Below are 22,192 nucleotides of genomic sequence, written 5' to 3' on the forward strand. Positions count from 1 at the left end.
GCGGGAGTGACCGGTCCGCGGGGACCGTCAGTCGCGCTTCGAGGCCCGTACGATCCGGGCCACGATCTCTGCCGCGACGGCCTCCACATCGGCGTCCACGACCAGGTCCACGTGGCCGTCCGGGTCCGCCGTGAAGACGGTCAGGCCTTCGTCGGTGACCTCGACCTTGCCGCGCTCGGTCGTGTAGAGGTTGGGGCGCAGCAGGGAGAGCGCGGTGATCGGGTCGTGCGGGACGCTCCACGGTTCGCCGGTGAAGCCGGTCCAGGCGTCGATCTCGCGGGCGAGCGCCGCACCGTACGCACCGGCTTCCCGGATCGCTTCGATGCCGGGCCGTTCGATGCGCAGCCGCGTGGTGATGTCCAGGCCGGTGACGACGGTGCGGATGCCGGAGTCGAAGACGATGCGGGCGGCGGTGATGTCGCTGACGATGTTGTGCTCGGCCTTGGCGCCGGGGCCGAAGCTGCCGCCCATCATGTACAGGGTGCGTACACCGGTGGTGAAGCGGTCGTCGCGGCGGATCGCGCGGGTTGATGACCAGGCTGAACAGCAGCGTCACGCGGACGCTCTGCCAGAACTGGCTGTCGGCGAAGAGGTCGGCGTAGTTGCCGAGGCCGACGAAGGTGGTGACGCCGTCCACGAGGCTGTGGTGGCGCAGGCTGCTGATGACGGCCATCGCGGCGGGCAGCAGTCGCAGTACGACGAGGGCGAGGAGGGCGGGGGCCAGGAAGTACAGGGCGGTCCTGCCCTGCGAGGTGGAGCGGCGGCGCGGGGAGCGCTTCGGGGTCCGGGGGGCTGTGGTGGTCATCGCAGTCGCTCCCAGGTGGGCACGAGTTCTCCGGAGGCCTTCGCCAGCCGGGGTTCCACCGCCGAGCCGTTGCGGATGTCGGAGAACGCGGAGCCCAGGACGGTCTCGAACTGGGTGTAGCCGATGCTGCGCGGCCGGCTGACGGCGGTGTGCGCGAGTTCGTAGCGCATGATCGTGGCCACTCCTGCGGTGCTCCTGGTGGCCTTGTGTTCCAGGTCCGCCGCGTAACGGTCGAAGGCCCGGCGGTTGGACGGGATGAGCGGGGATGCCTCGACGGTGCGGAGGCTGCCCTCGGTGGTCAGTGCGGCGTACTCCATGAACCGCTGGGCCGCTTCGGGGTGTTCGGCGTACGGGTTCACGCCCCAGGACCAGGAGTCGGTGGGGGTGACGGCACGGCCGCGGGCGAACTTCGGCTGCGGCGCGGTGCCCCAGGCGAAGTCCTTCAGCCCGGCGAAGGCGCCGAGGTTCCAGGGGCCGCCGACGAAGAACGGCACCCGGCCGGAGGTGAAGAGCGAGGAGAGCTGGTACGAGGGGACGCCGCGCGGTGACGATCCGTCGGCGAAGAGGGTGCGGTACCAGTTCAGGGCGTCGATCCAGCCCTGGGTGGTGAGAAGCCTCGGATGACCGCCCGGAACGTCTCGGGGGTCTCCGGGCCGAGGAACCGTACCGCTGTTCTGCCGTCCGCCGGGCGGCCGCCCGAGCAGCCCGCCAGGGCCGCGGCGGACGCCGCGGCGAGCGCGGCACCGAGCACGGTTCTGCGGCTTGGAGAGCTCGTCATACGGCTCTCCGGCCTGCGATGGACATCAAGTGGCGTTCGGCCGCACAGCTGCTGGTCGGCCGGCTCGACGGGGAGGGTACGGGGGCGGCCAGGGAGATCGTCCTGGCGCACCGGCTGGTACCGCGCGAGTCCGCCTGAGTACACCGGCCCGGCTCCGGACGCCGGACGCGGCGGTCAGATGAAGTTCAGCGCGGCCGCCCCGCCCACTCCCCCGAGCACCATGAACACCGGCATCAGCACCTTCAGCTCCACCCAGCTCCCGGCCCGGAACCGCATGGCCTTCGGCGGACCGATCGGGTACCAGCGCTTGCGGCCGATCGGGATGGGCCACAGGATCGGGCAGCCGGAGACGGTCAGCGCGTCACCGATGTCGTGGACGAGGGCGCCGAGCACGATGGGCAGCCCGAGCCAGAGGTACTCCTGGCCGGGGGCGGCGAAGAGCCAGTCCGAGCCGTTGCCCGGCTTGTCCAGGACGCCGGCCAGTATCCAGGCGCTGGTCGCGCCGAGCAGCCAGACCAGGACGTCGCTGGACATCCGGGCGGCCCGCCACAGCAGCCCTTCGACCGCGAGCACCAGGTGGACGAAGAGGATCGCCAGGACCGCCCACCGGCCGCCGGTGATCGCCGCGGCGGAGGCGCCGGCGCCGATCAGGACCGCCCACACCCAGGTGTGGGTCAGCGTCCGGTGGCCGCCGTTGCGGTTCGAGTCGCCGCGCATCCGGGTCGCCTTGTAGACGGCGTGCGAGAGCTTGTCGACGACCTCGCAGAGCCCCCGGGACACCGGCCCGAAGGCGCGCGAGATGGTCGCGGACTTGTGGTCGAGGTCCGGGGCCAGCGCGGCCCCGGCGCTGATCAGCGCCCCGACGACGAGGACGGGCCACGGCATCGCGTGGCCGGCGGCCGCCGCCGCCGCGCCCACCCCCAGCCAGGCCGCCGCCCCTGACAGAGAGTGTGCCGGTCCCATCATCGTTCTTCCCGCCCCCAGAGTCGTATCGCTGCCACTGCCGTTACGGCACGGCCGAGTTGAGTGGGAAGCCTATCGCCCATGATCTTCATACGGTCGTCCGGTTCCCTCATCCGGGCGGAAGGCAGGCAAGATGGGGGCGTGACCCTTATCGATCAGCTGCCCCCGACCGACGACCCCGACGCCCTCTTCGAGGCTTTCTCGTCATGGACCGAGACGCGGGACATCACCCTCTATCCGGCCCAGGAGGAGGCGCTGATCGAGGTGGTCTCCGGCGCGAACGTGATCCTTTCCACCCCGACCGGCTCCGGGAAGAGCCTGGTCGCGGCGGGTGCGCACTTCACCGCGCTGGCCCAGGACAAGGTCACCTTCTACACCGCGCCGATCAAGGCGCTGGTCTCGGAGAAGTTCTTCGACCTGTGCAAGCTGTTCGGCACGGAGAACGTCGGCATGCTGACCGGCGACGCCTCGGTCAACGCCGACGCCCCGGTGATCTGCTGCACGGCCGAGGTGCTGGCCTCCATCGCGCTGCGCGACGGCAAGCATGCCGACATCGGCCAGGTCGTGATGGACGAGTTCCACTTCTACGCCGAGCCGGACCGCGGCTGGGCCTGGCAGATCCCGCTGCTGGAACTGCCGCAGGCCCAGTTCATCCTGATGTCGGCCACGCTCGGCGACGTCCGGATGTTCGAGGAGGACCTGACCCGCCGCACCGGACGCCCCACGTCTGTGGTGCGCTCGGCGACCCGGCCGGTCCCGCTCAGCTACGAGTACCGGCTGACCCCGATCACCGAGACCCTCACCGAGCTCCTGGACACCAGGCAGTCTCCGGTCTACATCGTGCACTTCACCCAGGCCGCGGCCGTCGAGCGGGCGCAGTCGCTGATGAGCATCAACATGTGCACCAAGGAGGAGAAGGAGAAGATCGCCGATCTGATCGGCAACTTCCGCTTCACCACCAAGTTCGGCCAGAACCTCTCCCGCTATGTACGGCACGGCATCGGGGTGCACCACGCGGGCATGCTGCCGAAGTACCGGCGCCTGGTGGAGAAGCTCGCCCAGGCCGGTCTGCTGAAAGTGATCTGCGGTACGGACACCCTCGGCGTCGGCGTCAACGTCCCCATCCGTACTGTGCTGTTCACCGCGCTCACCAAGTACGACGGCACCCGCGTGCGTACGCTGCGCGCCCGTGAGTTCCACCAGATCGCCGGCCGCGCGGGCCGGGCCGGATTCGACACGGCGGGCTTCGTCGTGGCGCAGGCGCCCGAGCACGTCATCGAGAACGAGAAGGCCGTCAAGAAGGCGGGCGACGACCCGAAGAAGAAGCGCAAGGTGGTCCGCAAGAAGGCCCCCGAGGGCTTCGTCGCCTGGTCGGAGACCACGTTCGACAAGCTGATCCAGTCCGACCCGGAGCCCCTGACTTCCCGCTTCCGGGTCACGCACACCATGCTGCTGTCCGTGATCGCGCGTCCCGGCAACGCCTTCGAGGCCATGCGGCATCTGCTGGAGGACAACCACGAGCCGCGCCGGGCGCAGCTGCGGCACATCCGCCGGGCCATCGCGATCTACCGCTCGCTGCTGGACGGCGGTGTCGTGGAGCAGCTCGACAAGCCGGACGCGGAGGGCCGGATCGTCCGGCTCACCGTCGATCTCCAGCAGGACTTCGCGCTCAACCAGCCGCTGTCCACCTTCGCGCTGGCCGCGTTCGACCTGCTGGACCCGGACTCCCCCTCGTACGCGCTGGACATGGTCTCCGTCGTCGAGTCGACGCTCGACGACCCGCGGCAGATCCTCGCCGCCCAGCAGAACAAGGCGCGCGGCGAAGCGGTCGGGCAGATGAAGGCGGACGGCGTCGAGTACGAGGAGCGGATGGAGCTGCTCCAGGAGGTCACGTACCCGAAGCCGCTGAGCGAGCTGCTGTGGCACGCGTACGACGTGTACCGCAGGAGCCACCCGTGGGTGGGCGACCACCCGGTCTCGCCGAAGTCCGTCATCCGTGACATGTACGAACGCGCCATGACGTTCACGGAGTTCACCTCCAACTACGAGCTGGCCCGCACCGAGGGCATCGTGCTGCGCTATCTCGCCAGCGCGTACAAGGCGCTCGAGCACACCATCCCGGACGACATCAAGTCCGAGGACCTGGAGGACCTGATCGCCTGGCTGGGCGAGATGGTCCGTCAGGTGGACTCCAGTCTCCTGGACGAGTGGGAGCAGCTCGCCAACCCGGAGGTGGAGACCGCCGAGCAGGCGCAGGAGCGGGCCGACGAGGTGAAACCGGTCACGGCCAACGCCCGCGCTTTCCGGGTGCTGGTGCGCAACGCGATGTTCCGCCGGGTCGAGCTGGCCGCGCTGGACAAGGTGGGCGAGCTCGGCGAGCTGGACGGCGACGCGGGCTGGGACGAGGACGCGTGGGGCGACGCGATGGACGCCTACTGGGACGAGTACGACGACCTGGGCACCGGTCCGGACGCCCGCGGTCCGAAGCTGCTGAAGATCGACGAGGACGCGGCGCACGGTCTGTGGCGGGTCCGGCAGACCTTCGCCGATCCGAACGGCGACCACGACTGGGGCATCAGCGCGGAGATCGATCTGGCCGCCTCCGACGAGCAGGGCCGGGCCGTCGTCCGCGTGACCTCCGTCGGTCAGCTGTGAGGGCGTACGCCGTGGATGCGGCGCCGCTGCGAGAGTGGAGACGAACCGCATGACGAATCCCGCCGAGCGCCTGGTCGATCTGCTCGACCTGGAGCGGATCGAGGTCAACATCTTCCGTGGGCGCAGCCCCCAGGAGTCCCTTCAGCGGGTCTTCGGCGGGCAGGTCGCCGGGCAGGCACTGGTCGCGGCGGGCCGGACCACCGACGGGGACCGGCCGGTCCATTCGCTGCACGCGTACTTCCTGCGTCCGGGGCGGCCGGGTGTGCCGATCGTGTACGAGGTGGAGCGCGTCCGGGACGGCCGGTCGTTCACCACCCGGCGGGTCACGGCCGTCCAGCAGGGCCGGACGATCTTCAATCTGACGGCGTCCTTCCACCGGCCGGAGGAGGCGGGCTTCGAGCACCAGCTGCCGCCGGCCCGCGAGGTCCCGGATCCCGAGGAGCTGCCGACCGTCGCCGAGGAGGTCCGGGAACACCTCGGGGCGCTCCCGGAGGCGCTGGAGCGGATGGCCCGTCGGCAGCCTTTCGACATCCGGTACGTCGACCGGCTGCGCTGGACGAAGGAAGAAGTCGAAAACGCGGACCCGCGCAGCGCGGTGTGGATGCGCGCGGTCGGCCCGCTGGGCGACGACCCGCTGGTGCACACCTGCGCGCTGACGTACGCCAGCGACATGACGCTGCTCGACGCGGTCCGTATACCGGTGGAGCCGCTGTGGGGTCCGCGCGGCTTCGACATGGCCTCGCTGGACCACGCCATGTGGTTCCACCGCCCGTTCCGGGCGGACGAGTGGTTCCTGTACGACCAGGAGTCGCCGGTCGCCACGGGCGGGCGGGGGCTGGCGCGGGGCCGGATCTACGACCGGGACGGCAACCTGCTGGTGTCCGTGGTGCAGGAGGGGCTGTTCCGCCGTCTCGGTGAGTAGGTCTGTCCGACCCCGATCCGCCGGGCGGTCCTGGCCGTGCCCGGGTCAGGTGCCGGGCAGCGGGTCCTGCTCGACCTCGTGGCGGCGGGAGCGGATGTCCGGGGGCGCCGGGTGGAGCTTGGCGTCGCAGGCGGGGCCGAGGCCGGTGCGGCGTGACTCCGTACCGGTGAGCGGGCGGCCGCACATGCGGCAGCGCACCACCCGTCGCCGGACGGTCCGGCCGTCCGGGTCGTCCCCGGGCGGGGGCTCCGTGCCGGATCCGGGGAGGGGCTCGGGGAAGGGCTCGGCGGAATCCACGGATCGATCTTCTCAGGACGCCCGTCCACTGCGCGACGTCCGAGCAGCACACAGACATCCGAGCAGCACACAACGGAGGAGTTCACTGGTGAGCAGCGTGCTGACCTTGAAGCCGGTCACGGTCGAGGTCTCGCCCGTCGGCCATGTCATCGAGTTCACCGACGGGCCCGGCGGCGAATCCCGGGTGGTAGCCCATGTGGAACGCGAACTGCCGCAGGGCGGGATACCCGCGTACCTCGCGGCCCGCAAGTCGGGTGCGCGTTCCTTCGTCCTGTGGGCCGACCCCGAGCGCCGGGCCCGGCTGGCCACCCTGGTCACCGCGTCCGCGGCCGACGGCGTCGCGACGTACCACGTGCTGGGCGCGCAGGGCGAGCTCATCGGCACGCTCGTCCGGGAGAAGGCCCTCTCCGGCAAGGGCCTGCGGACCCGCTGGACGGTCGCCCAGCCCGGTTGCCCGGAAGCGGTCGGCTTCAAGGGGCGGATCTTCTGGTGGTACGTGTGGTGGCTGCTGCTGCCCATCCAGGTGGCGATCGGCGTGGGCAGCCTTCTGAGCGGCAGCGGTGATGCGGCGCGCGGGCCGCGGCGCATCATCTGGCGGGCCGGTCAGGAGGTTCCGCTGGAGTTCCTCTCGGACGGTGACGAGATCCATGTCCACGCGCCGTGGGTCGACTGGCGGCTCGCCGCCGCGCTGGGCGCGCTGATCCGCACCTTCGACAGCTGGATGGGCACGCCCTGGGACGACAAGCGGAAGTGAGCCGGGGGCTCGGGCCCGGTCGCACCGCCGGGCCGGTCAGGTGGCGAGGATTCTGGCCTTCTGGGCCTCGAACTCGCTCTCGCTCAGCACTCCCTGGCTCTTGAGGTCGCCGAGGTCCTTGAGCTGGGCGATCTTGTTGCTCATCTCGTCCTCCGGCGCGAGGGACGTGGGCGCGGGAGGCGGCGCCGCGGGGGCGGGCCGGGCCTGCGCCTGCTCGGCGTCCTGCCGCGCCCAGCGGCCCGCCTGCCGCCGGGAGACCCGGTTGGAGACCGAGGTCGCGGTTCCGGCGATCACCGCTGTACGGGCGACGCCACGAAGTAGGCCTGGCATGGTGCATCTCCTCTGACTGGCTCTGCGGGAACGGACGGCCCGGCCGACAGCCGCTCTGGAACGGCCGGCCCGGGACGGGGGCTCAGGCCCTGGACCCGGCCTCGGCCGCGTCGAGCGATGCCAGGATCTCCTGGATCGGGATGCGCCCATTGGCGACGAGCCGTCCCCCGGAGCGGCGCAGGGCGGCCGCGAGCGGTCCGGCCCACGCGTTCTCGTAGATGACGATCCCGGCAGCGCTGCCGGGTTCGAGAACCGCGCTCACCTCGTCGATGTCGTCCCGGCCGAGCAGGCCGGAGGACACCCCTTCGAACACGACGAGGTCTTCGTGGCCGTCCGCGGTCAGCTCGGAGAGTTCCACGCCCTCGACCGTTCCGTCCTGGTCCTTCCTGACGAAGACCAGATCCAGGATCCGGATGATTCCCCGGTCGACCAGGTCGACCAGCAGGGGCAGTCCCTCGCCCGTCATCCGGCTTCCCGGGAACTCGACCACCAGGTAGTCGATCGGCCCCGTCTCGTCGGTCTCGCTACTCACACCGGCTCCTCAGAATCTCGACTGCCCCGCGTCCGGCCGGGGCCTGTGCCTCCGTCATTGGAGCAGCGGGCGGGCCGGTTCGCATCTCGGTCGTGGACGTGGGCGGACGTGGCCCCGGTTACGCCGTCGGAGGGACAGCGGGTCCCCCCGACGGCCGAGTGATGCGAGCCGTGCCCCGCCCTTCCACCGCTGCCACGGATGGTTGTCGCGCGCGGACGGCCGACGGGGCCGGCCCGGAATCCTGCGGGGTTCCGGCACCGCCGCGCGCCGACGACGGGAGACGGCGATGACTTCACCGGCGGACGCGGACCGACCGCGGATGCCACTGCCTGTGCTGCGTGGGCAGAAGGCCCTGGTGACCGGTGCGAGCTCCGGCATCGGCAGGGCGACCGCGGTGGAGCTGGGGCGGGCGGGTGCCGATGTCGTCGTCAACTACGTCTCCGGCCGCGAAGCGGCCGAGGACGCGGTGCGCGAGGTCGAGGCCTTCGGCGTGCGAGCGTACGCGCACGAGGCGGACGTCTCCCGGGAGGATCAGGTCGTCGGGATGTTCGCCCGCATGGTCGAGGAGTTCGGCACGGTGGACATCCGCTGGCCCGGGAATGCGCCCCGCGGGGCATCCGGGTCAACGCCGTGGCCCCCGGCGCCATCCGCACTCCCATCAACACGAGTGCCTGGGACACCCCCGAGGCCGAGGCCGAGCTCCTCCGGCTGATCCCCTACCGCCGGGTGGGTGATCCGGGGGACATCGCCACCGCGGTGACCCTGCTGGCGTCCGACCTGATGGATTACGTCGTGGGCACCACGATCTACGTCGATGGCGGGATGACACTCTCCCCGGCTGCGCCACCGGAGGCTGACCCATTCGCGAGGGCGGAAACATCCATCGGCTCGCCGCGCTGCCCGGCGTCCAAGGAGGCACGGACATGACGGCCGATCAAGTAATGGTGGGCGTAGGACTGATCGTGGTGCTGGCGGTCGGCTCCCAGCTGCTGGCGAGCCGGCTGCGGGTCCCCGCACTGCTGATCCTGCTGCCGGTCGGCTTCACCGCCGGGGCACTGACGGACAACGTCAATCCCGAGAAGCTGCTGGGCGAAGCCTTCTCCCCACTGGTGTCCCTCGCGGTGGCGGTGATCCTCTACGAGGCCGGGCTCGGTCTGGAGATCAGGCGGCTGCGGGGGCATATGCGTCGCATCGTGGTCAGGCTGATCTGGCTGGGGGCGCTCATCACCTGGCTGTCCGCCGCGCTGTTCGCCGTGCCGGTGCTGAGCATGTCCAAGGGAGCGGCCGTGATGCTGGGCGCGATCCTCGTCGTGTCCGGGCCGACGGTCGTCGGGCCGCTGCTCGACTTCGTACGGCCCTCCGAGCGGCTGCAACGCATCCTCATCTGGGAGGGCTCCCTGATCGACCCGGTCGGCGGCATCCTGGGGGCGCTCGTCTTCCACGCCGTCGTGGCCGGTGAACTAGAGGGATTCGGGAGCCAGTTGGAGCAGTTCTCGGCCAGCGCCGCAGTGGGCGCGGTGGGCGGTGCGGTCGGAACCGGTGTGCTGTGGCTGCTGCTGCGTCATGTCCGGCTGAGCGAGGAGCTGGCGACATCGGTGCAGATCGCCGCGGTGATCGGGATCGCGGCCGCCTGTGACGCGCTCCGCGAGGACACCGGGCTCATCTCCGCGGTCGTCATGGGAATGGCCATGGCGAACCTGCCGGGCCTGGACATTCCGGCTCGCCGGCCGTTCCTCGACACACTGGTCTCGCTGATCATCGGCCTGTTGTTCATCTCGATCTCGGCCACGGTCACCCCGGCCTCGCTGCGGCACGTGGTGCTGCCCTCGCTCGCGCTGGTCGCCCTCCTGGTCCTGGTGGTGCGCCCGATCGTGGCTCTGGTGTCGACGGCCGGTACCGATGTCCGCGGCGGGGAGAGATGGTTCATCGGGTGGATGGCCCCGCGTGGCATCGTCGCCGCGGCGACCGCCTCCACGTTCTCGGCGACTCTGGTGGCGCGGGGCGTCGACGGCGCCGAACGGATTCTTCCCGCGACCTTCGTGGTGATCGTCGCCACCGTCACGCTGTACGGCCTGACGGCGTTTCCGGTCGCCCGGCGGCTCGGGGTGCTGCGCCCCGCACGGTCCCGGCCGCTGCTGGTCGGCGGCGCGCCCTGGGCCATCGACCTGGGGCGCGCGCTGAACTCGGCGGGGCTGGACGTGCTGATGTGGGCGGGCGCCGAGCGGCAGCGGGCCCGGATCGAGGAGGCCGGGCTGCCGCTGGCGCCGGGCGAACTGCTCGCGGCGGCCTCCGGTGCCGGGGCGGAGCTGGAGGGCATCACCGGTGTGCTGCTGCTCACCGAGGAGGACGACTTCAACGCCCTCGCCGCCATGACCCTGCGGGAGAGCGTCGAGGGCCCGGTCCACCGGCTCGGTCCCGCCGCCGACAGCCGGGGCGTGGTCGCGCCGTACACCGGGGGCGAGCCCCTCTTCCGTACCGGCCTGACCGGGCCTGAGCTGGCCCGCCGGTACGAGGCCGGGGCCCGGGTGATGACGCGGCGGGCCGACGGAGCCGTCCCGGCCGGGCACGACGTGCTGTTCGTCGTCCGCGCCGACGGGCGGCTCGACCCGGTCACCCACACGCACACCCCGGATGTCCGGCCGGGAGACACCGCCGTCCTTCTCGGTCCCCCGTCCCGGCAGTTGCCGGTCTGAGCGCCGTCAGCCGCGTTCCCTGGCGAGTGCCCGGTCCAGCGCCTCGTCGAGGGTCCGGGCCGCCGTGATGAGCGAGAGGTGGGTGAACGCCCCGGTCTGCAGGTGTGCCGCGATCCCCGGCGCCCGGAACACGGCTCCCCCGAGGCGCAGATCGAGTTCGTGGGAGACCCGGCCGTAGTCGGACCGGGGCCGGCACTCCATGGCGAACCGTACGGTCCCGCGCACCGCGCGCACCGTCCGCACCAGGGTGTGCCGGTCGGTGGGGATCCCGGTGCGTACGGGCGGCATCCAGTCCAGCACCTCTCCGACGCCGTCCGGCGACATGAAGCGGGTGACCAGGACCGCGGTGTCCGGGTAGTAGAGCCGGCGGCAGGAGCTCTCGGTGTCGTCGGGTGCCAGCCGGAAGAAGCCGCCGTCGTCGTGGTCGAGCAGTGCGGCGAAGATGCTGGGGGTATCGAACCTCGGGGCGGCGAACCAGTCGACGACGCCCTGCGAGGAGACCAGTGCGGCGGTCTGCAGGTCACCCACCAGCCCGTGTTCGGCAATGGGCGGGTATCGGTCCATGAGCATCCAATCGCTGGACGGCCCCGCTCCGTTCCACTATCCGCCCGGCACCCCGTGATCGCCGCTCGGGCCGTCCCGGCTGCCGCATGGGCTCCCCCGGTGCCGTGCGGCCCGGATTGCCCGCCGTCGCGCCCGCGGCGTTACTGGATGAGGGGACTCTGCACACGCACACGCACACGGTCCGGCCGTGACCGGTGGCGCCGGTGCGGGACTCCGTGGAGGTTCGGGATGGAAATGATCCATGTCCGCGCGGTGAGCCCGCCGGACCTGACCGACCAGGTGGTGGACCGGCTGGCCGGTGATCCGTGTGTGCTGAACCTGATCGTGCAGCCGGGTGCGGTACGCAATCCGGACGGCGACGGGATCGCGTGCGATGTGCTGACGGGGGCCGCGAACGAACTGCTGCGCAGCCTGCGCTCACTGCACCTGGACCTGCGCGGCTCCATCGTCATCGAACCGGTGGACATGGCCTTCTCCGGCCTGGCGGTCGACGCCGGGACCGAGCGGCTCGGGCCACTGACCCGCGCGCCCGTGTGGGAGCAGGTGGAGGCCCGCATCCGCGCCCAGGGGACATACCCGCCGAGTTTCTACCTGTACCTGGTTATCGCGGGCCTCATCGGATCGGTCGGGATCGTCACCAACTCCCAGATCCTGATTGTCGCGGCGATGGTCGTCGGCCCCGAATACGGTGCCATCGTCAGCGTCGCGCTGGGCATCGACCGGGGCGACCGGCAGCGGATCCGGCAGGGGCTGACGGCGCTGTGCACGGGCTTCCTGCTGACGATCCTCGTCACTTTCCTCTTCAGTCTCCTGATCCGCGGATTCGGCCTCCAGTCGGCTGCGTTCGATGCGGGGCTGCGGCCGGTCTCCAACCTGATCAACACCCCCAATTTCTTCTCGGTCGCCGTGGCGACGCTGGCCGGCATCGTCGGCATCGTGTCGCTCACCGAGGCCAGGACGAGTGCCCTGCTGGGCGTCTTCATCTCGGTCACGACCATCCCGGCCGCCGCCGATCTCAGCGTCTCCACCGCGTTCGCCAGCTGGTCCGATGCCCGGGGTTCGCTCATCCAGTTGCTGGTCAACATCGCGGTGCTGATCCTGGTGGGCACGGCCGCGCTCAAGTGTCAGCGGGCGATCTGGCACCACATCGGCCTCCGCCACGGCGGTACGGGCCGACGGTAGCGGTCCGGGCGCGGGCCGTGACGGGCGGTGTCCAGATGATGCCGGAACCTGGCCGACCCGCGATGATCGGACACAGGGCGCAGATGTGCCGGCCGGTGCGGTGCCGGTCAGGGCCGGTGCGGCGAGAGTGGCGCCCACGCCCGTGGAGCAGTCAGGAGGGCCCCGATGCCGCAGGACCCGACCCCGATGCCCCAGGACGCGCCCTCGATGCTCAGGACGGCACCGGGTGCGACGCCCGAGCAGCGAGCAGCCCGCGGCAAGGCGGCCCGGCGTGAAACGCCTCGGTCGAGCCATGCCGAGTTCGAGCCGCGGGCCGACCGGCCCGACCCGCTGGGCATCCTCGAAGCCCAGTCCGCGGCCCGAGTGCCCGAGCTCGTGCCGATCCGCTACGGACGGATGTCCGAGTCGCCGTTCCGCTTCTACCGGGGCGCCGCCGCGATCATGGCCTCCGACCTGGCCACCACCAGGGATTCCGGGATCAGGGCCCAACTGTGCGGGGACGCCCATCTGATGAACTTCGGGCTGCTCGCCTCGCCGGAGCGGAACCTGCTGTTCGACATCACCGACTTCGACGAGACGTCCCCCGGACCCTGGGAGTGGGACGTCAAACGCCTGGCGACCAGCTTCGTCATCGCGGGCCGGGCGAACGGTTTCACCGACAGGGAGCGCGCGGACATCGTGCTGACCACGGCGAGGTCGTACCGGGAGTCGATGATCCGGTTCGCCGGCATGCGCAATCTCGACGTGTGGTATTCGCGGATCGACATCGGCGGTCTCGAAGCGCTGGCGTCCCAGCAGTTGGCGAAGCGCGGCCGCAAGAGGCTGGCCCGGGCCGCGGCGAAGGCCCGCACCCGGGACAACCTGCAGGCCTTCGACAGACTCACCGAGACCGTGGACGGCCGGCCACGCATCGCGGCGGACCCGCCGCTGCTCGTACCGGTCGCCGATCTGCTCCCGAAGGGCGAGCGCGACGCGACGCAGGAGCAGTTCCGCGGACTGATCGCGCGTTACGGCCGCAGCCTGCCGTCGGACCGGCGGACCCTGCTCTCCGACTTCCGCTTCGTGGACATGGCACGCAAGGTGGTCGGTGTCGGCAGCGTCGGAACACGGTGCTGGATCGTCCTGATGCTCGGCAGGGACGGCAAGGATCCGCTCCTCCTCCAGGCCAAGGAGGCCGACACCTCGGTGCTCGCGCCCCATGCCGGCGCCGGCCCGTACCGGAACCAGGGCGAGCGCGTGGTCTCGGGACAGCGGCTGATGCAGGCGGCGGGCGACATCTTCCTCGGCTGGGAGCGGGTGGACGGGGTCGACGGCAGACGCCGCGACTTCTACGTACGCCAGTTGCGCGACTGGAAGGGCATCGTCGAACCGGAGGACATGGTGCCGTCCGGCATGCGGGTGTTCGGTGAGGCATGCGGCACCATACTGGCCCGCGCCCACGCGCGTTCCGGCGACCGGATCGCCATCGCGGCGTACCTGGGTCGCGGCCACTCGTTCGACCGGGCACTGACATATTTCGCCGAGAAGTACGCCGACCGGAACGAGCAGGACCACCGGGCGCTCGTCGACGCGGTGCGGGCGGGGCGGCTTCCCGCGGCCCGGGACGACTAGGGCCTGTCCGCTGGTCCAGAGGAATGGCAGTACGGGAATCACCGCACGCCGCCAGCGGCTACAGCACGGCGGGATCGGCGCATTGTGCTATCTCCTTGTGGACGCTTGCGGGACAGCGTGTTCCAGACGGGTTGCGATGCCGAGGAGACAACGATCGTGTCGACGCAGCCCGCCGCAGCGCCCGCCGCGGCGGCAGCGGACCCCTTCGCGCTGATCCGCACCCGTGGCTACGCCGTGCTCCTGGTGATGGCGGCGGGTATCGGAGTCCCGGTCTCGGCGATGGCGTTCGGATTCCTCGCGCTCGTCCATGAACTCCAGTCGCGGACCTACCACGACCTGCCCCGGGCGCTCGGTTTCACCGGTACGCCGTCCTGGTGGCCGGTGCCACTGCTCGCCGTGGCGGGCCTGCTGGTCGGGCTGTCCGTCCGCCACCTGCCGGGGAAGGGCGGTCACCGGCCCGCCGACGGGATGGTGAGCACGGGGGCGCCCTCGGCGGTGGAGCTGCCCGGCGTCGCGTTGGCGGCGCTCGCCTCGCTTGGCGTCGGGGCGGTGCTCGGTCCCGAGGCGCCGCTCATCGCGCTCGGCGGCGGACTGGCCGTGTACGCGGCGCGCCTGGTCAAGCCCGGCATCAAGTCCGGTGCGAGTGCCGTGTTGGGGGCCGCGGGAAGCTTCGCCGCCATCAGCGCGCTGCTGGGGTCGCCGCTCCTGGGGGCCTTTCTCCTGATGGAGGTCTCAGGACTGGCCGGGATGATGCTCGGAATGGTCCTGGTGCCGGGTCTGCTGGCGGCCGGTATCGGCGCGCTCATCTTCACCGGACTCGGCTCGTGGACCGGGCTCGGGACGTACTCCCTGGCACTTCATCATGTACCCCGGGCCGCGGGGCCCGACCTCGCGCAGTTCGGCTGGGCGCTCGTCCTGGGCCTGGCAGCGGCTTTGGCCGGCACGGGTATTCAGCGGCTCGCCCTGTTCCTCCAGGCGCGGGTGGAGCGGCGGACCGTGGTGGCCACCGTCGTCATGGGCCTGGTCGTCGGTGCGGCCGCCCTCGTGTACGCGGAAAGCACCGGAAGGGACGCGTCCGAGGTGCTGTACTCCGGGGAGAACGCCCTCGATCCGCTGCTGGCCCAGAGCGCCGGATACTCGGTGGGCACACTCGTGGTGCTGGTCGTCTGCAAGGCGCTGGCGTACTGCGTGTCCTTGAGCAGCTTCCGGGGAGGCCCCGTCTTCCCGGCGATGTTCGTGGGAGCGGCGGGCGGTATCGCCCTGTCCCATCTCCCGGGCCTGGACCTCACGTCGGGCTTCGCGATGGGCATCGGCGCCATGTGCGTGGCGATGCTCAAGCTCCCGATGACGTCGGTACTGCTGGCGACACTGCTGCTGGGGTCCGAGGGCCTCACCGTGATGCCGCTCGTGATCGTCTCGGTAGTGGTCTCCTACGTCGTCACGCTCAGGCTCGCGCCGTCCCCCGCCGTCGCCCGGCCGGATCGTGGATGACGGACCCCTGTCGTGACCTCAGACCTTCTCCTCCCCCTGCGGATCCGCGCACAGCGCCCAGATGACGAAGACGTCGATGGCGATGAGCACGATGGACCAGAGCGGGTAGTAGGGCAGCCAGAGGAAGTTGGCGACTGCGCCCAGACCCACGAGCACGATGCCCACCACGCGTGCCCATACGGCTCCGGTGAACAGCGCGCAGCCGGCGATGACGATGGCGATGCCCAGAACGAGATGGATCCAGCCCCAGCCGGTGAGGTTGAACTGGAACACATAGTTGCGCGTGGCGATGAACAAGTCGTCCTTGGCGATGGCGGCGATTCCCTGGAAGACCGACATCGCTCCGCCGAAGATCATCAGCACCGCCGCGAAGGCGGTCCAGCCGATCCGGAAGGGGTGGTTCGAACTCGGGGTGGTGTCGGGCGCCACTCCCGGCCCGTTGGCGGCGGTACTGGCCATTGCGGCCTCCTCGGGTAGCAGAGCAACCCGGCAGACCCGAGTGGGTCACCGGGCCCTCCCCGACCCAGCGTGTCACGTCGGCACCCGGTCAGCAGAACAGCCGCTTCCAAGTGCGGTCGCCATGACCCAATCTGTCTCCAGCGAGGGATATCATCTCCATTGTGAGAGAAACCGAAGAGATGGAGCCCTGCTCCGTCGATGCCCGGCTCGCCTCGCGGCTGGGTGAACTACGCACCGAACGCGGCTGGTCGCTGGACGAACTCTCGCGACGCAGCGGGGTGAGCCGCTCCACGCTGTCCCGGCTGGAGCGCGGCGAGTTGAGCCCGACCGCCGCCCTGCTCGGCAAGTTGTGCACGGTCTACGAACGGACGATGTCCCGGCTGCTGCTGGAGGTGGAGGCGGAGCCCCCGCAACTCGTCCCCGCCGCGCGGCAACCGGTCTGGCGGGACGAGGCATCGGGCTTCGTACGCCGCTCGGTGTCGCCTCCGCACACCGGTCTGCGCGCGGAGGTCATCGAGGGCACGCTCGACGCGGGGGCCACCATCGCGTACGAGAACCCACCGGTGCCCGGCGTGGAGCAGCATCTCTGGGTACTGGAGGGAGCGGTCGAGATCACTGTCGACGGCACCGCACACACCGTGCGCAGCGGCGACTGTCTCCGGTTCCGGCTGCGCGGCCCCTCGCACTTCCACTGCCCGGGGCCTGAACAGGTCCGCTATGCACTGATGATCGTTCTGCCATGACCGCCGCGAAGGCTGTGACGGCTGTGAGAGGACCCCGCACATGATCGAGATCGTCACCGTGAGCGGCCCCGAACTGGTCACCTACGCAGACGAGTTGGCCGCGCTCCTGGTGGACACCGTGGACGGCGGATCGTCGGTGGGTTTCCTCGCGCCGCTGGACCGTGACTCGGCCGCCGCCTGGTGGCGGGAGCGGGCCGGGGCCGTCGACGCGGGCCGTCTTCAGGTCTGGATCGCCCGCGACGCCGAACGGGTCGCTGGGACGATCGGCCTGGTCCGGGCCCCACTGCCCAACGCCCGCCACCGCGCGGAGGTGGCCAAGCTGATGGTGCGTCCGTCGGCCCGCGGCCGGGGCCTGGGCCGGTCACTGCTCGATGCCGCCGAGCGGTCCGCTGCCGGGGCGGGCGTCACGCTGCTGGTCCTGGACACCGAGAGCGGAAGTCCCGCCGAGCGGCTCTACCGTTCGGCGGGCTGGACGGAGTGCGGCTCGATCCCGGACTACGCCGAGGACCCGGCCGGGGTCCTCAAGCCGACGACGCTCTACTACAAATCGATCGGCTCCACGCAGTCGGCGTCCGGCCGGGCGGCGGATCCGTCGGCGCCCTCCCGGTGACACCGCCTTCGCCGGCCCTCGCGGGTCCGGGTTTGCCGATCTCCTGGGCGAGGCACAGGAGTTCGGCGCCCCGGCCCGTACCCGCACACGGGTCGCCCGTCGGGGTCATGCCGCGGTCGGCGCGGCGGCCGGACTCCCGCAGGTCGGTGACGTACGCGGGCTCCGGGCGGCCCGGCAACCGGCTTCGTACGGACCGGCTCCGGCGTGACAATGGCTGCGGAAGCCACACCTCACGAGGAGACCCTCATGACGCTGCACGACATCCCCCTGCGCACACTCACCGGCGAGCCCACCTCCCTGGCCGACTACCGGGGCCGGGCGGTCCTGTTGGTGAATGTCGCGTCCAAGTGCGGACTCACCCCGCAGTACGCGGGCCTGGAAAGGCTCCAGAACGAGTACGCCGGCCGCGGCTTCACCGTGCTCGGCGTGCCCTGCAACCAGTTTGCCGGCCAGGAGCCGGGCAGCGCGGAGGAGATCCGGACCTTCTGCTCGACGACATACGGCGTCAGCTTCCCGCTGCTGGAGAAGACCGACGTGAACGGCGAAACGCGCCACCCGCTGTACGCCGAGCTGGCTCAGCTGGCGGACGCGGACGGCGAGGCCGGTGACGTCCAGTGGAACTTCGAGAAGTTCCTCATCTCGCCGGCGGGCGTACCGGTCGCGCGCCTGCGCCCGGGCACGGAGCCGGAGGCGCCCGAGCTCATCGCGGCCATCGAGGCCCAGCTGCCGGCCTGACGGATCGCTTCCTCGACCGCCGGGCGGGCCCGGGATTCGGCCCGTCCGGCGATCGGAGAACGCGCGCGGAACCCCTAACGGATCGGCATGCCCGAAAGGGTGCGGGCGATCACCAGCCGCTGGATCTCACTCGTGCCCTCGAAGATCGTGTAGATCGCCGCGTCCCGGTGCATCCGCTCCACCGGGTACTCACGGGTGAAGCCGTTGCCGCCGAGGATCTGGACGGCCTGGGCGGTGACCTTCTTCGCCGTCTCGCTCGCGTACAGCTTGGACATGGAGCCCTCGGCCGAGGTGAACGGCTTTCCGGTGGTCGCCATCCACGAGGCGCGCCATACCAGCAGCCGGGCCGCGTCGATCTGCGTACGCATGTCGGCGAGCTGGAAGGCGACGCCCTGGTTGTCGATGATGGGCCGGCCGAACTGGGTGCGGGTCTTCGCGTAGTCCAGTGCCACCTCGTACGCCGCACGGGCGGTGCCGACCGCCATGGCGCCGACCGCGGGGCGGGACGCCTCGAAGGTGGCCATCGCGGCGTTCTTCACCCGCTCACCACCGGACGCGGCGCGCTCGCGGGCCCGTGCCAGGCGCTGGTCGAGCTTCTCCTTGCCGCCGAGCAGACAGTGGCCGGGGACCCGGACGTCCTCGAGGACGACCTCGGCGGTGTGCGAGGCACGTATGCCGTGCTTCTTGAACTTCTGCCCCTGGGAGAGACCGGGGGTGTCCGGCGGCACGATGAACGAGGCGTGCCCCTTGGACCCCAGCTCCGGGTCGACCACGGCGACGACGACATGGACGTTGGCGATGCCGCCGTTGGTCGCCCAGGTCTTGGTGCCGTTCAGCACCCACTCGTCCTTGGCCTGGTCGTACACCGCGCGGGTACGCATCGAGGCGACGTCGGAACCCGCGTCCGGCTCGGAGGAGCAGAAGGCCGCGACCTTGACGTCGTCGGCGTCGCCGTACATCTGCGGGATCCAGGTCCCGATCTGCTCCTCGGTGCCGTTGGCGAGGACGCCCACGGCCGCCAGGCCCGTACCGACGATGGACAGGGCGATGCCCGCGTCCCCCCAGAAGAGCTCCTCCATCGCCATCGGGATGCCGAGGCCCGTCGGGTCGAAGAACTGCTGGGCGTAGAAGTCGAGGGAGTAGATGCCTACCTTGGCCGCCTCCTGGATGACGGGCCAGGGCGTTTCCTCACGCTCGTCCCACTCCGAAGCCGCCGGACGGATCACATCCGCGGCGAAGCCGTGAAGCCAGTCACGGACCTGCTTCTGGTCATCGTTGAGTTCGAGCGTGAACTCCGCCATGTTCCCCTCCACGTACTGCTATGGAAAAACCACTCGTTACTTGCGGTAACCGCAGTCTGTTACCGACAAGTAGCCTCTGTCAACCGCTCCGGTTCGGATCCGCACAGCGCTGGGCAGGGTGTTACGTTGCGCAGGCAAGACGCATTTGCACGGCCAGGGGCGGGGAGAGGCGACATGGAGAGCACACGACAGGCAGAGCGCCAGCGGACAGCGGCCGAGAGCCGCCGCCGCGAGCTGCTCGAAGCCGCCGACCGCGTGGTGCTCAGGGACGGGCCCGGGGCCTCGATGAACGCCATCGCGGCGGAGGCCGGCATCACCAAACCCATCCTCTACCGGCACTTCGGCGACAAGGGCGGCCTCTACCGCGCCCTCGCCAAGCGCCACACCGACGCCCTGCTGATCGCCCTGCGGGCCGCACTCGACGCCCCCGCCGAGCGCCGCCAACGCGTCGAGTCGACGCTCGACACCTATCTCGCCGCGATCGAGGCCCGCCCGCAGGTCTACCGCTTCCTGATGCACCCGTCCGACGACGCGGCGCCCTCGACGGAGCAGGGCTTCGACGTCGGACGGCATTCGGCGCCCCTGCTGCGCCGGCTCGGCGAGGAACTCGCCCTGGTGATCGCCGAGCGGGTGGACCTGGGCCCGGACAGCGATGCCATGGCCCGCATCTGGGGCCACGGCATCGTCGGCATGATGCACGCCGCGGGCGACTGGTGGCTGGGCGAACGCCCCTGCTCCCGCGAGCAGTTGGTCCGCAGCCTGGCCGATCTGCTGTGGGGCAGGCTGGCCGCCGCGGGCGACCGGCCGGGCGGCCCCGGATTCTGAGCCTCTGAGGCCCCGGACGCGGTCAGCCGGTGCGCGCCCAGGGCGCCCGGCGGGCCGCGCGCAGCGCCCTCCTGCGACGCAACCCGGTCAACCGGTCCGTGTAGACCGCGCCTTCGAGATGGTCGCACTCGTGCTGGAGGCAACGCGCGAAGAAGCCGGTGCCGGTGACCCGGACCGGCTCGCCGTCGACCGTGAAGCCCTCGACGACGGCCCGGTCGAAGCGCGGGGTGCCCGCTTCGAGGCCGGGCAGCGACAGACAGCCCTCCGGGCCGCGTACGGTGATGCCGTCGGCCTCGACGAGCCTGGGGTTGACGAGATGCCCGAGGTGACGGATGTCGTCGTCGTCCGGGCAGTCGTAGACGAACACCCGCAGTGGAACGCCGATCTGGTTGGCCGCGAGGCCGACGCCCTCGGCCGCGTACATGGTGGCGAACATGTCCTCGACGAGACGGGCGAGCGGGGGACCGAAGTCGGTGACGGGTTCACAGGTCCCGTGCAGCACCGGATCACCGAGCAGGCTCATGGCACGAATCAGTCCGGAACTGCCGGGGATCGGGCGGTTTCGCATGGCCGCAATCGTACGTTCCACGTGACCTCCACCTTCCCGGCGGTGCCAGGGTGCGGTCGCCGCGCCGGACATCGATAGGCTGGGCGTGGACCGATGCAAGGAGGATCTAGGACGATGGCAGGCAACACGGAGCCGCTGTCGCCGCGGGCCAAGCTGGCCGTGACGGCGGGCAAGGCCGCGGCGGCGGTGTCACGCGCCGCAGGGCGCGGCAGCGGATCGGTGATCGGCGGCCGGGTGGCGCTCAAGCTCGACCCCGACCTGCTGGGGCGGCTGGCGCAGCACCTGGACGTGATCCTCGTGTCGGCGACGAACGGCAAGACGACGACCACCCGGCTGATCGCCGAGGCACTGCGGGCCGCGGGCCCGGTCGTGTCGAACGCGCTCGGCGCCAACATGCCGGCGGGCATCACCTCCGCGCTGGCCGGCGGCTCGGACGCGCAGTACGGCGTGATCGAGGTCGACGAGAAGTACCTGGCCGGGGTCGCGCGCGACACGACGCCCAAGGTGATCGCGCTGCTCAACCTCTCCCGCGACCAGCTGGACCGCGCGGCGGAGACCCGCATGCTGGCGGAGAAGTGGCGCGAGGGGCTGTCCGGCTCGAAGGCCGTGATCGTCGCCAACGCCGACGACCCGCTGATCGTCTGGGCGGCGTCCTCCTCCCCCAATGTGGTGTGGGTCGCGGCGGGACAGGCGTGGAAGGACGACGCCTGGTCCTGCCCCGCCTGTGGCGGTGTGATGCAGCGCCCCGGCGACGACTGGTTCTGCGGCGAGTGCGGATTCCGCCGGCCCGCTCCCAGCTGGGTCCTGCACGGCGACTACGTCCTGGACCCGCACGGTTCGGCGTGGCCGATCCACCTCCAGTTGCCCGGCCGCGCCAACAAGGCCAACGCCACCAGCTCCGCCGCCGTGGCCGCCGTCTTCGGTGTGCCGCCGCAGGTCGCGCTGGAGCGCATGTACCAGGTGCAGGCCGTCGCGGGCCGCTACGACGTGGTCTCCTTCCTCGGCCGTGAGCTGCGGCTGCTGCTCGCGAAGAACCCGGCGGGCTGGCTCGAAACGTTTTCCCTGATCGACCCGCCGCCCACGCCGGTGATCCTCTCCGTCAACGCCCGCGGCGCGGACGGCACGGACACCTCCTGGCTGTGGGACGTGGACTACACCCAGCTCGCCGGTCACCCGATCTTCGTGCTCGGCGACCGCAAGCTGGACCTGGCCGTCCGTCTCGAAGTGGCCGGTCTCGACTTCCGGGTCTGCGAGAACCTCGACGAGGCCGTGCAGCAGGCCCCACCCGGCCGTATCGAGGTCATCGCCAACTACACCGCCTTCCAGGATCTGCGCCGTCGTGTCGGCAACTGACCCCGGCCCCGGCCACCTCCG

General features: G+C 70.9%; 22 protein-coding genes and 2 pseudogenes. 13 read left to right on the top strand and 11 right to left on the bottom strand.

Features of this window, described 5'->3' with window-relative positions; all coding sequences use genetic code 11:
* Positions 1–27: 27 nt before the first annotated feature.
* The 4 genes from OG978_RS06175 to OG978_RS06190 all read right to left on the bottom strand — a co-directional run bounded on the left by OG978_RS06175 (position 28) and on the right by OG978_RS06190 (position 2,549).
* Positions 28–519 carry a nucleoside hydrolase gene (locus OG978_RS06175; RefSeq protein WP_326769949.1) on the bottom strand — a complete coding sequence of 164 codons (492 nt, stop codon included), beginning with the start codon at positions 517–519 and terminating at the stop codon, positions 28–30.
* 282 nt (positions 520–801) lie between these two features.
* On the bottom strand, positions 802–1,398 hold the full coding sequence (locus OG978_RS06180) for an extracellular solute-binding protein (protein ID WP_326769950.1): 597 nt from the start codon (positions 1,396–1,398) through the stop codon (positions 802–804).
* Positions 1,386–1,583, bottom strand: a complete 198-nt coding sequence (locus tag OG978_RS06185; protein ID WP_326764212.1) for a hypothetical protein — start codon at positions 1,581–1,583, stop codon at positions 1,386–1,388. The genes OG978_RS06180 and OG978_RS06185 overlap by 13 nt, the downstream gene beginning before the upstream one ends.
* 174 nt (positions 1,584–1,757) lie before the next feature.
* Positions 1,758–2,549, bottom strand: a complete 792-nt coding sequence (locus OG978_RS06190; protein ID WP_326764213.1) for a metal-dependent hydrolase — start codon at positions 2,547–2,549, stop codon at positions 1,758–1,760.
* Positions 2,550–2,627: 78 nt separating this feature from the next.
* On the opposite strand from OG978_RS06190, the gene OG978_RS06195 reads away from it, so the two are divergent.
* Both OG978_RS06195 and OG978_RS06200 read left to right on the top strand, forming a co-directional pair.
* Positions 2,628–5,201 (top strand): DEAD/DEAH box helicase, encoded by a 2,574-nt coding sequence (locus OG978_RS06195; RefSeq protein ID WP_326764214.1) that lies wholly within the window; start codon positions 2,628–2,630, stop codon positions 5,199–5,201.
* Positions 5,202–5,250: 49 nt separating this feature from the next.
* Positions 5,251–6,123: an acyl-CoA thioesterase gene (locus OG978_RS06200; RefSeq protein ID WP_326764215.1), complete on the top strand. Its 873-nt coding sequence runs from the start codon at positions 5,251–5,253 to the stop codon at positions 6,121–6,123.
* A 45-nt stretch (positions 6,124–6,168) separates the two neighbouring features.
* On the opposite strand, the gene OG978_RS06205 is transcribed toward OG978_RS06200, so the two are convergent.
* Entirely contained in the window at positions 6,169–6,420 is a 252-nt protein-coding gene (locus OG978_RS06205; RefSeq protein WP_326764216.1) for a DUF6011 domain-containing protein, read from the bottom strand.
* 88 nt (positions 6,421–6,508) lie between these two features.
* Between OG978_RS06205 and OG978_RS06210 the strand changes: the two genes are divergently transcribed.
* A complete protein-coding gene (locus tag OG978_RS06210; RefSeq protein WP_326764217.1) occupies positions 6,509–7,174 on the top strand; it encodes a hypothetical protein in 666 nt (221 codons plus the stop codon).
* A 36-nt stretch (positions 7,175–7,210) separates the two neighbouring features.
* Here OG978_RS06210 and OG978_RS06215 read toward each other — a convergent pair whose 3' ends face one another.
* Positions 7,211–7,504 (bottom strand): SHOCT domain-containing protein, encoded by a 294-nt coding sequence (locus OG978_RS06215; RefSeq protein ID WP_326764218.1) that lies wholly within the window; start codon positions 7,502–7,504, stop codon positions 7,211–7,213.
* An 82-nt stretch (positions 7,505–7,586) separates the two neighbouring features.
* Positions 7,587–8,036: a DUF6325 family protein gene (locus OG978_RS06220; protein ID WP_326764219.1), complete on the bottom strand. Its 450-nt coding sequence runs from the start codon at positions 8,034–8,036 to the stop codon at positions 7,587–7,589.
* 286 nt (positions 8,037–8,322) lie between these two features.
* On the opposite strand from OG978_RS06220, the pseudogene OG978_RS06225 reads away from it, so the two are divergent.
* A pseudogene (locus OG978_RS06225) lies at positions 8,323–8,893 on the top strand (SDR family oxidoreductase).
* A 66-nt stretch (positions 8,894–8,959) separates the two neighbouring features.
* Positions 8,960–10,729: a cation:proton antiporter gene (locus OG978_RS06230; RefSeq protein WP_326764220.1), complete on the top strand. Its 1,770-nt coding sequence runs from the start codon at positions 8,960–8,962 to the stop codon at positions 10,727–10,729.
* Positions 10,730–10,822: 93 nt separating this feature from the next.
* Here OG978_RS06230 and OG978_RS06235 read toward each other — a convergent pair.
* Positions 10,823–11,293: pseudogene (locus OG978_RS06235) on the bottom strand (trehalase-like domain-containing protein); the annotation flags it as partial.
* 228 nt (positions 11,294–11,521) lie between these two features.
* Between OG978_RS06235 and OG978_RS06240 the strand changes: the two are divergent.
* The 3 genes from OG978_RS06240 to OG978_RS06250 all read left to right on the top strand — a co-directional run bounded on the left by OG978_RS06240 (position 11,522) and on the right by OG978_RS06250 (position 15,577).
* Positions 11,522–12,475, top strand: coding sequence for a DUF389 domain-containing protein (locus tag OG978_RS06240; RefSeq protein ID WP_326764221.1), 954 nt, complete (start codon positions 11,522–11,524; stop codon positions 12,473–12,475).
* A gap of 186 nt (positions 12,476–12,661) precedes the next feature.
* Positions 12,662–14,086 (top strand): DUF2252 domain-containing protein, encoded by a 1,425-nt coding sequence (locus OG978_RS06245; RefSeq protein WP_326769951.1) that lies wholly within the window; start codon positions 12,662–12,664, stop codon positions 14,084–14,086.
* A gap of 156 nt (positions 14,087–14,242) precedes the next feature.
* A complete protein-coding gene (locus OG978_RS06250) occupies positions 14,243–15,577 on the top strand; it encodes a chloride channel protein (protein ID WP_326764222.1) in 1,335 nt (444 codons plus the stop codon).
* An 18-nt stretch (positions 15,578–15,595) separates the two neighbouring features.
* Here the strand turns inward: OG978_RS06250 and OG978_RS06255 are convergent, their stop codons facing one another.
* Positions 15,596–16,036: a DUF7144 family membrane protein gene (locus tag OG978_RS06255; protein WP_442817661.1), complete on the bottom strand. Its 441-nt coding sequence runs from the start codon at positions 16,034–16,036 to the stop codon at positions 15,596–15,598.
* A gap of 179 nt (positions 16,037–16,215) precedes the next feature.
* Here OG978_RS06255 and OG978_RS06260 point away from each other — a divergent pair, with 179 nt between their 5' ends.
* From OG978_RS06260 to OG978_RS06270, 3 genes are all read left to right on the top strand, one after another.
* Positions 16,216–16,779 (top strand): helix-turn-helix domain-containing protein, encoded by a 564-nt coding sequence (locus OG978_RS06260; protein ID WP_326769953.1) that lies wholly within the window; start codon positions 16,216–16,218, stop codon positions 16,777–16,779.
* Positions 16,780–16,819: 40 nt separating this feature from the next.
* Complete coding sequence (locus tag OG978_RS06265) at positions 16,820–17,389, top strand: GNAT family N-acetyltransferase (protein ID WP_326764223.1); 570 nt, start codon at positions 16,820–16,822, stop codon at positions 17,387–17,389.
* A 246-nt stretch (positions 17,390–17,635) separates the two neighbouring features.
* A complete protein-coding gene (locus tag OG978_RS06270; protein WP_326764224.1) occupies positions 17,636–18,124 on the top strand; it encodes a glutathione peroxidase in 489 nt (162 codons plus the stop codon).
* A gap of 74 nt (positions 18,125–18,198) precedes the next feature.
* Here the strand turns inward: OG978_RS06270 and OG978_RS06275 are convergent, their stop codons facing one another.
* Complete coding sequence (locus tag OG978_RS06275) at positions 18,199–19,425, bottom strand: acyl-CoA dehydrogenase family protein (protein ID WP_326764225.1); 1,227 nt, start codon at positions 19,423–19,425, stop codon at positions 18,199–18,201.
* A 174-nt stretch (positions 19,426–19,599) separates the two neighbouring features.
* On the opposite strand from OG978_RS06275, the gene OG978_RS06280 reads away from it, so the two are divergent.
* A complete protein-coding gene (locus tag OG978_RS06280; protein WP_326764226.1) occupies positions 19,600–20,250 on the top strand; it encodes a TetR family transcriptional regulator in 651 nt (216 codons plus the stop codon).
* Between the two features lie 22 nt (positions 20,251–20,272).
* Here OG978_RS06280 and def read toward each other — a convergent pair whose 3' ends face one another.
* Positions 20,273–20,818 carry a peptide deformylase gene (def, locus tag OG978_RS06285; protein ID WP_326764227.1) on the bottom strand — a complete coding sequence of 182 codons (546 nt, stop codon included), beginning with the start codon at positions 20,816–20,818 and terminating at the stop codon, positions 20,273–20,275.
* A gap of 114 nt (positions 20,819–20,932) precedes the next feature.
* Between def and OG978_RS06290 the strand changes: the two genes are divergently transcribed.
* A complete protein-coding gene (locus tag OG978_RS06290; protein ID WP_072486330.1) occupies positions 20,933–22,171 on the top strand; it encodes a Mur ligase family protein in 1,239 nt (412 codons plus the stop codon).
* Positions 22,172–22,192 lie beyond the last annotated feature (21 nt).

The sequence above is a fragment of the Streptomyces sp. NBC_01591 genome (assembly GCF_035918155.1).
Taxonomy (GTDB): domain Bacteria; phylum Actinomycetota; class Actinomycetes; order Streptomycetales; family Streptomycetaceae; genus Streptomyces.

Bases quoted from the DNA above. Each gene is read 5' to 3' on its own strand.
- OG978_RS06185 (WP_326764212.1), bottom strand. From the start codon at position 1,583: ATGACGAGCTCTCCAAGCCGCAGAACCGTGCTCGGTGCCGCGCTCGCC.
- OG978_RS06190 (WP_326764213.1), bottom strand. From the start codon at position 2,549: ATGATGGGACCGGCACACTCTCTGTCAGGGGCGGCGGCCTGGCTGGGG.
- OG978_RS06195 (WP_326764214.1), top strand. From the start codon at position 2,628: ATGATCTTCATACGGTCGTCCGGTTCCCTCATCCGGGCGGAAGGCAGG.
- OG978_RS06200 (WP_326764215.1), top strand. From the start codon at position 5,251: ATGACGAATCCCGCCGAGCGCCTGGTCGATCTGCTCGACCTGGAGCGG.
- OG978_RS06215 (WP_326764218.1), bottom strand. From the start codon at position 7,504: ATGCCAGGCCTACTTCGTGGCGTCGCCCGTACAGCGGTGATCGCCGGA.
- OG978_RS06230 (WP_326764220.1), top strand. From the start codon at position 8,960: ATGACGGCCGATCAAGTAATGGTGGGCGTAGGACTGATCGTGGTGCTG.
- OG978_RS06240 (WP_326764221.1), top strand. From the start codon at position 11,522: ATGGAAATGATCCATGTCCGCGCGGTGAGCCCGCCGGACCTGACCGAC.
- OG978_RS06245 (WP_326769951.1), top strand. From the start codon at position 12,662: ATGCCCCAGGACGCGCCCTCGATGCTCAGGACGGCACCGGGTGCGACG.
- OG978_RS06255 (WP_442817661.1), bottom strand. From the start codon at position 16,036: ATGGCCAGTACCGCCGCCAACGGGCCGGGAGTGGCGCCCGACACCACC.
- OG978_RS06260 (WP_326769953.1), top strand. From the start codon at position 16,216: ATGGAGCCCTGCTCCGTCGATGCCCGGCTCGCCTCGCGGCTGGGTGAA.
- OG978_RS06265 (WP_326764223.1), top strand. From the start codon at position 16,820: ATGATCGAGATCGTCACCGTGAGCGGCCCCGAACTGGTCACCTACGCA.
- OG978_RS06270 (WP_326764224.1), top strand. From the start codon at position 17,636: ATGACGCTGCACGACATCCCCCTGCGCACACTCACCGGCGAGCCCACC.
- OG978_RS06275 (WP_326764225.1), bottom strand. From the start codon at position 19,425: ATGGCGGAGTTCACGCTCGAACTCAACGATGACCAGAAGCAGGTCCGT.
- OG978_RS06280 (WP_326764226.1), top strand. From the start codon at position 19,600: ATGGAGAGCACACGACAGGCAGAGCGCCAGCGGACAGCGGCCGAGAGC.
- def (WP_326764227.1), bottom strand. From the start codon at position 20,818: ATGCGAAACCGCCCGATCCCCGGCAGTTCCGGACTGATTCGTGCCATG.
- OG978_RS06290 (WP_072486330.1), top strand. From the start codon at position 20,933: ATGGCAGGCAACACGGAGCCGCTGTCGCCGCGGGCCAAGCTGGCCGTG.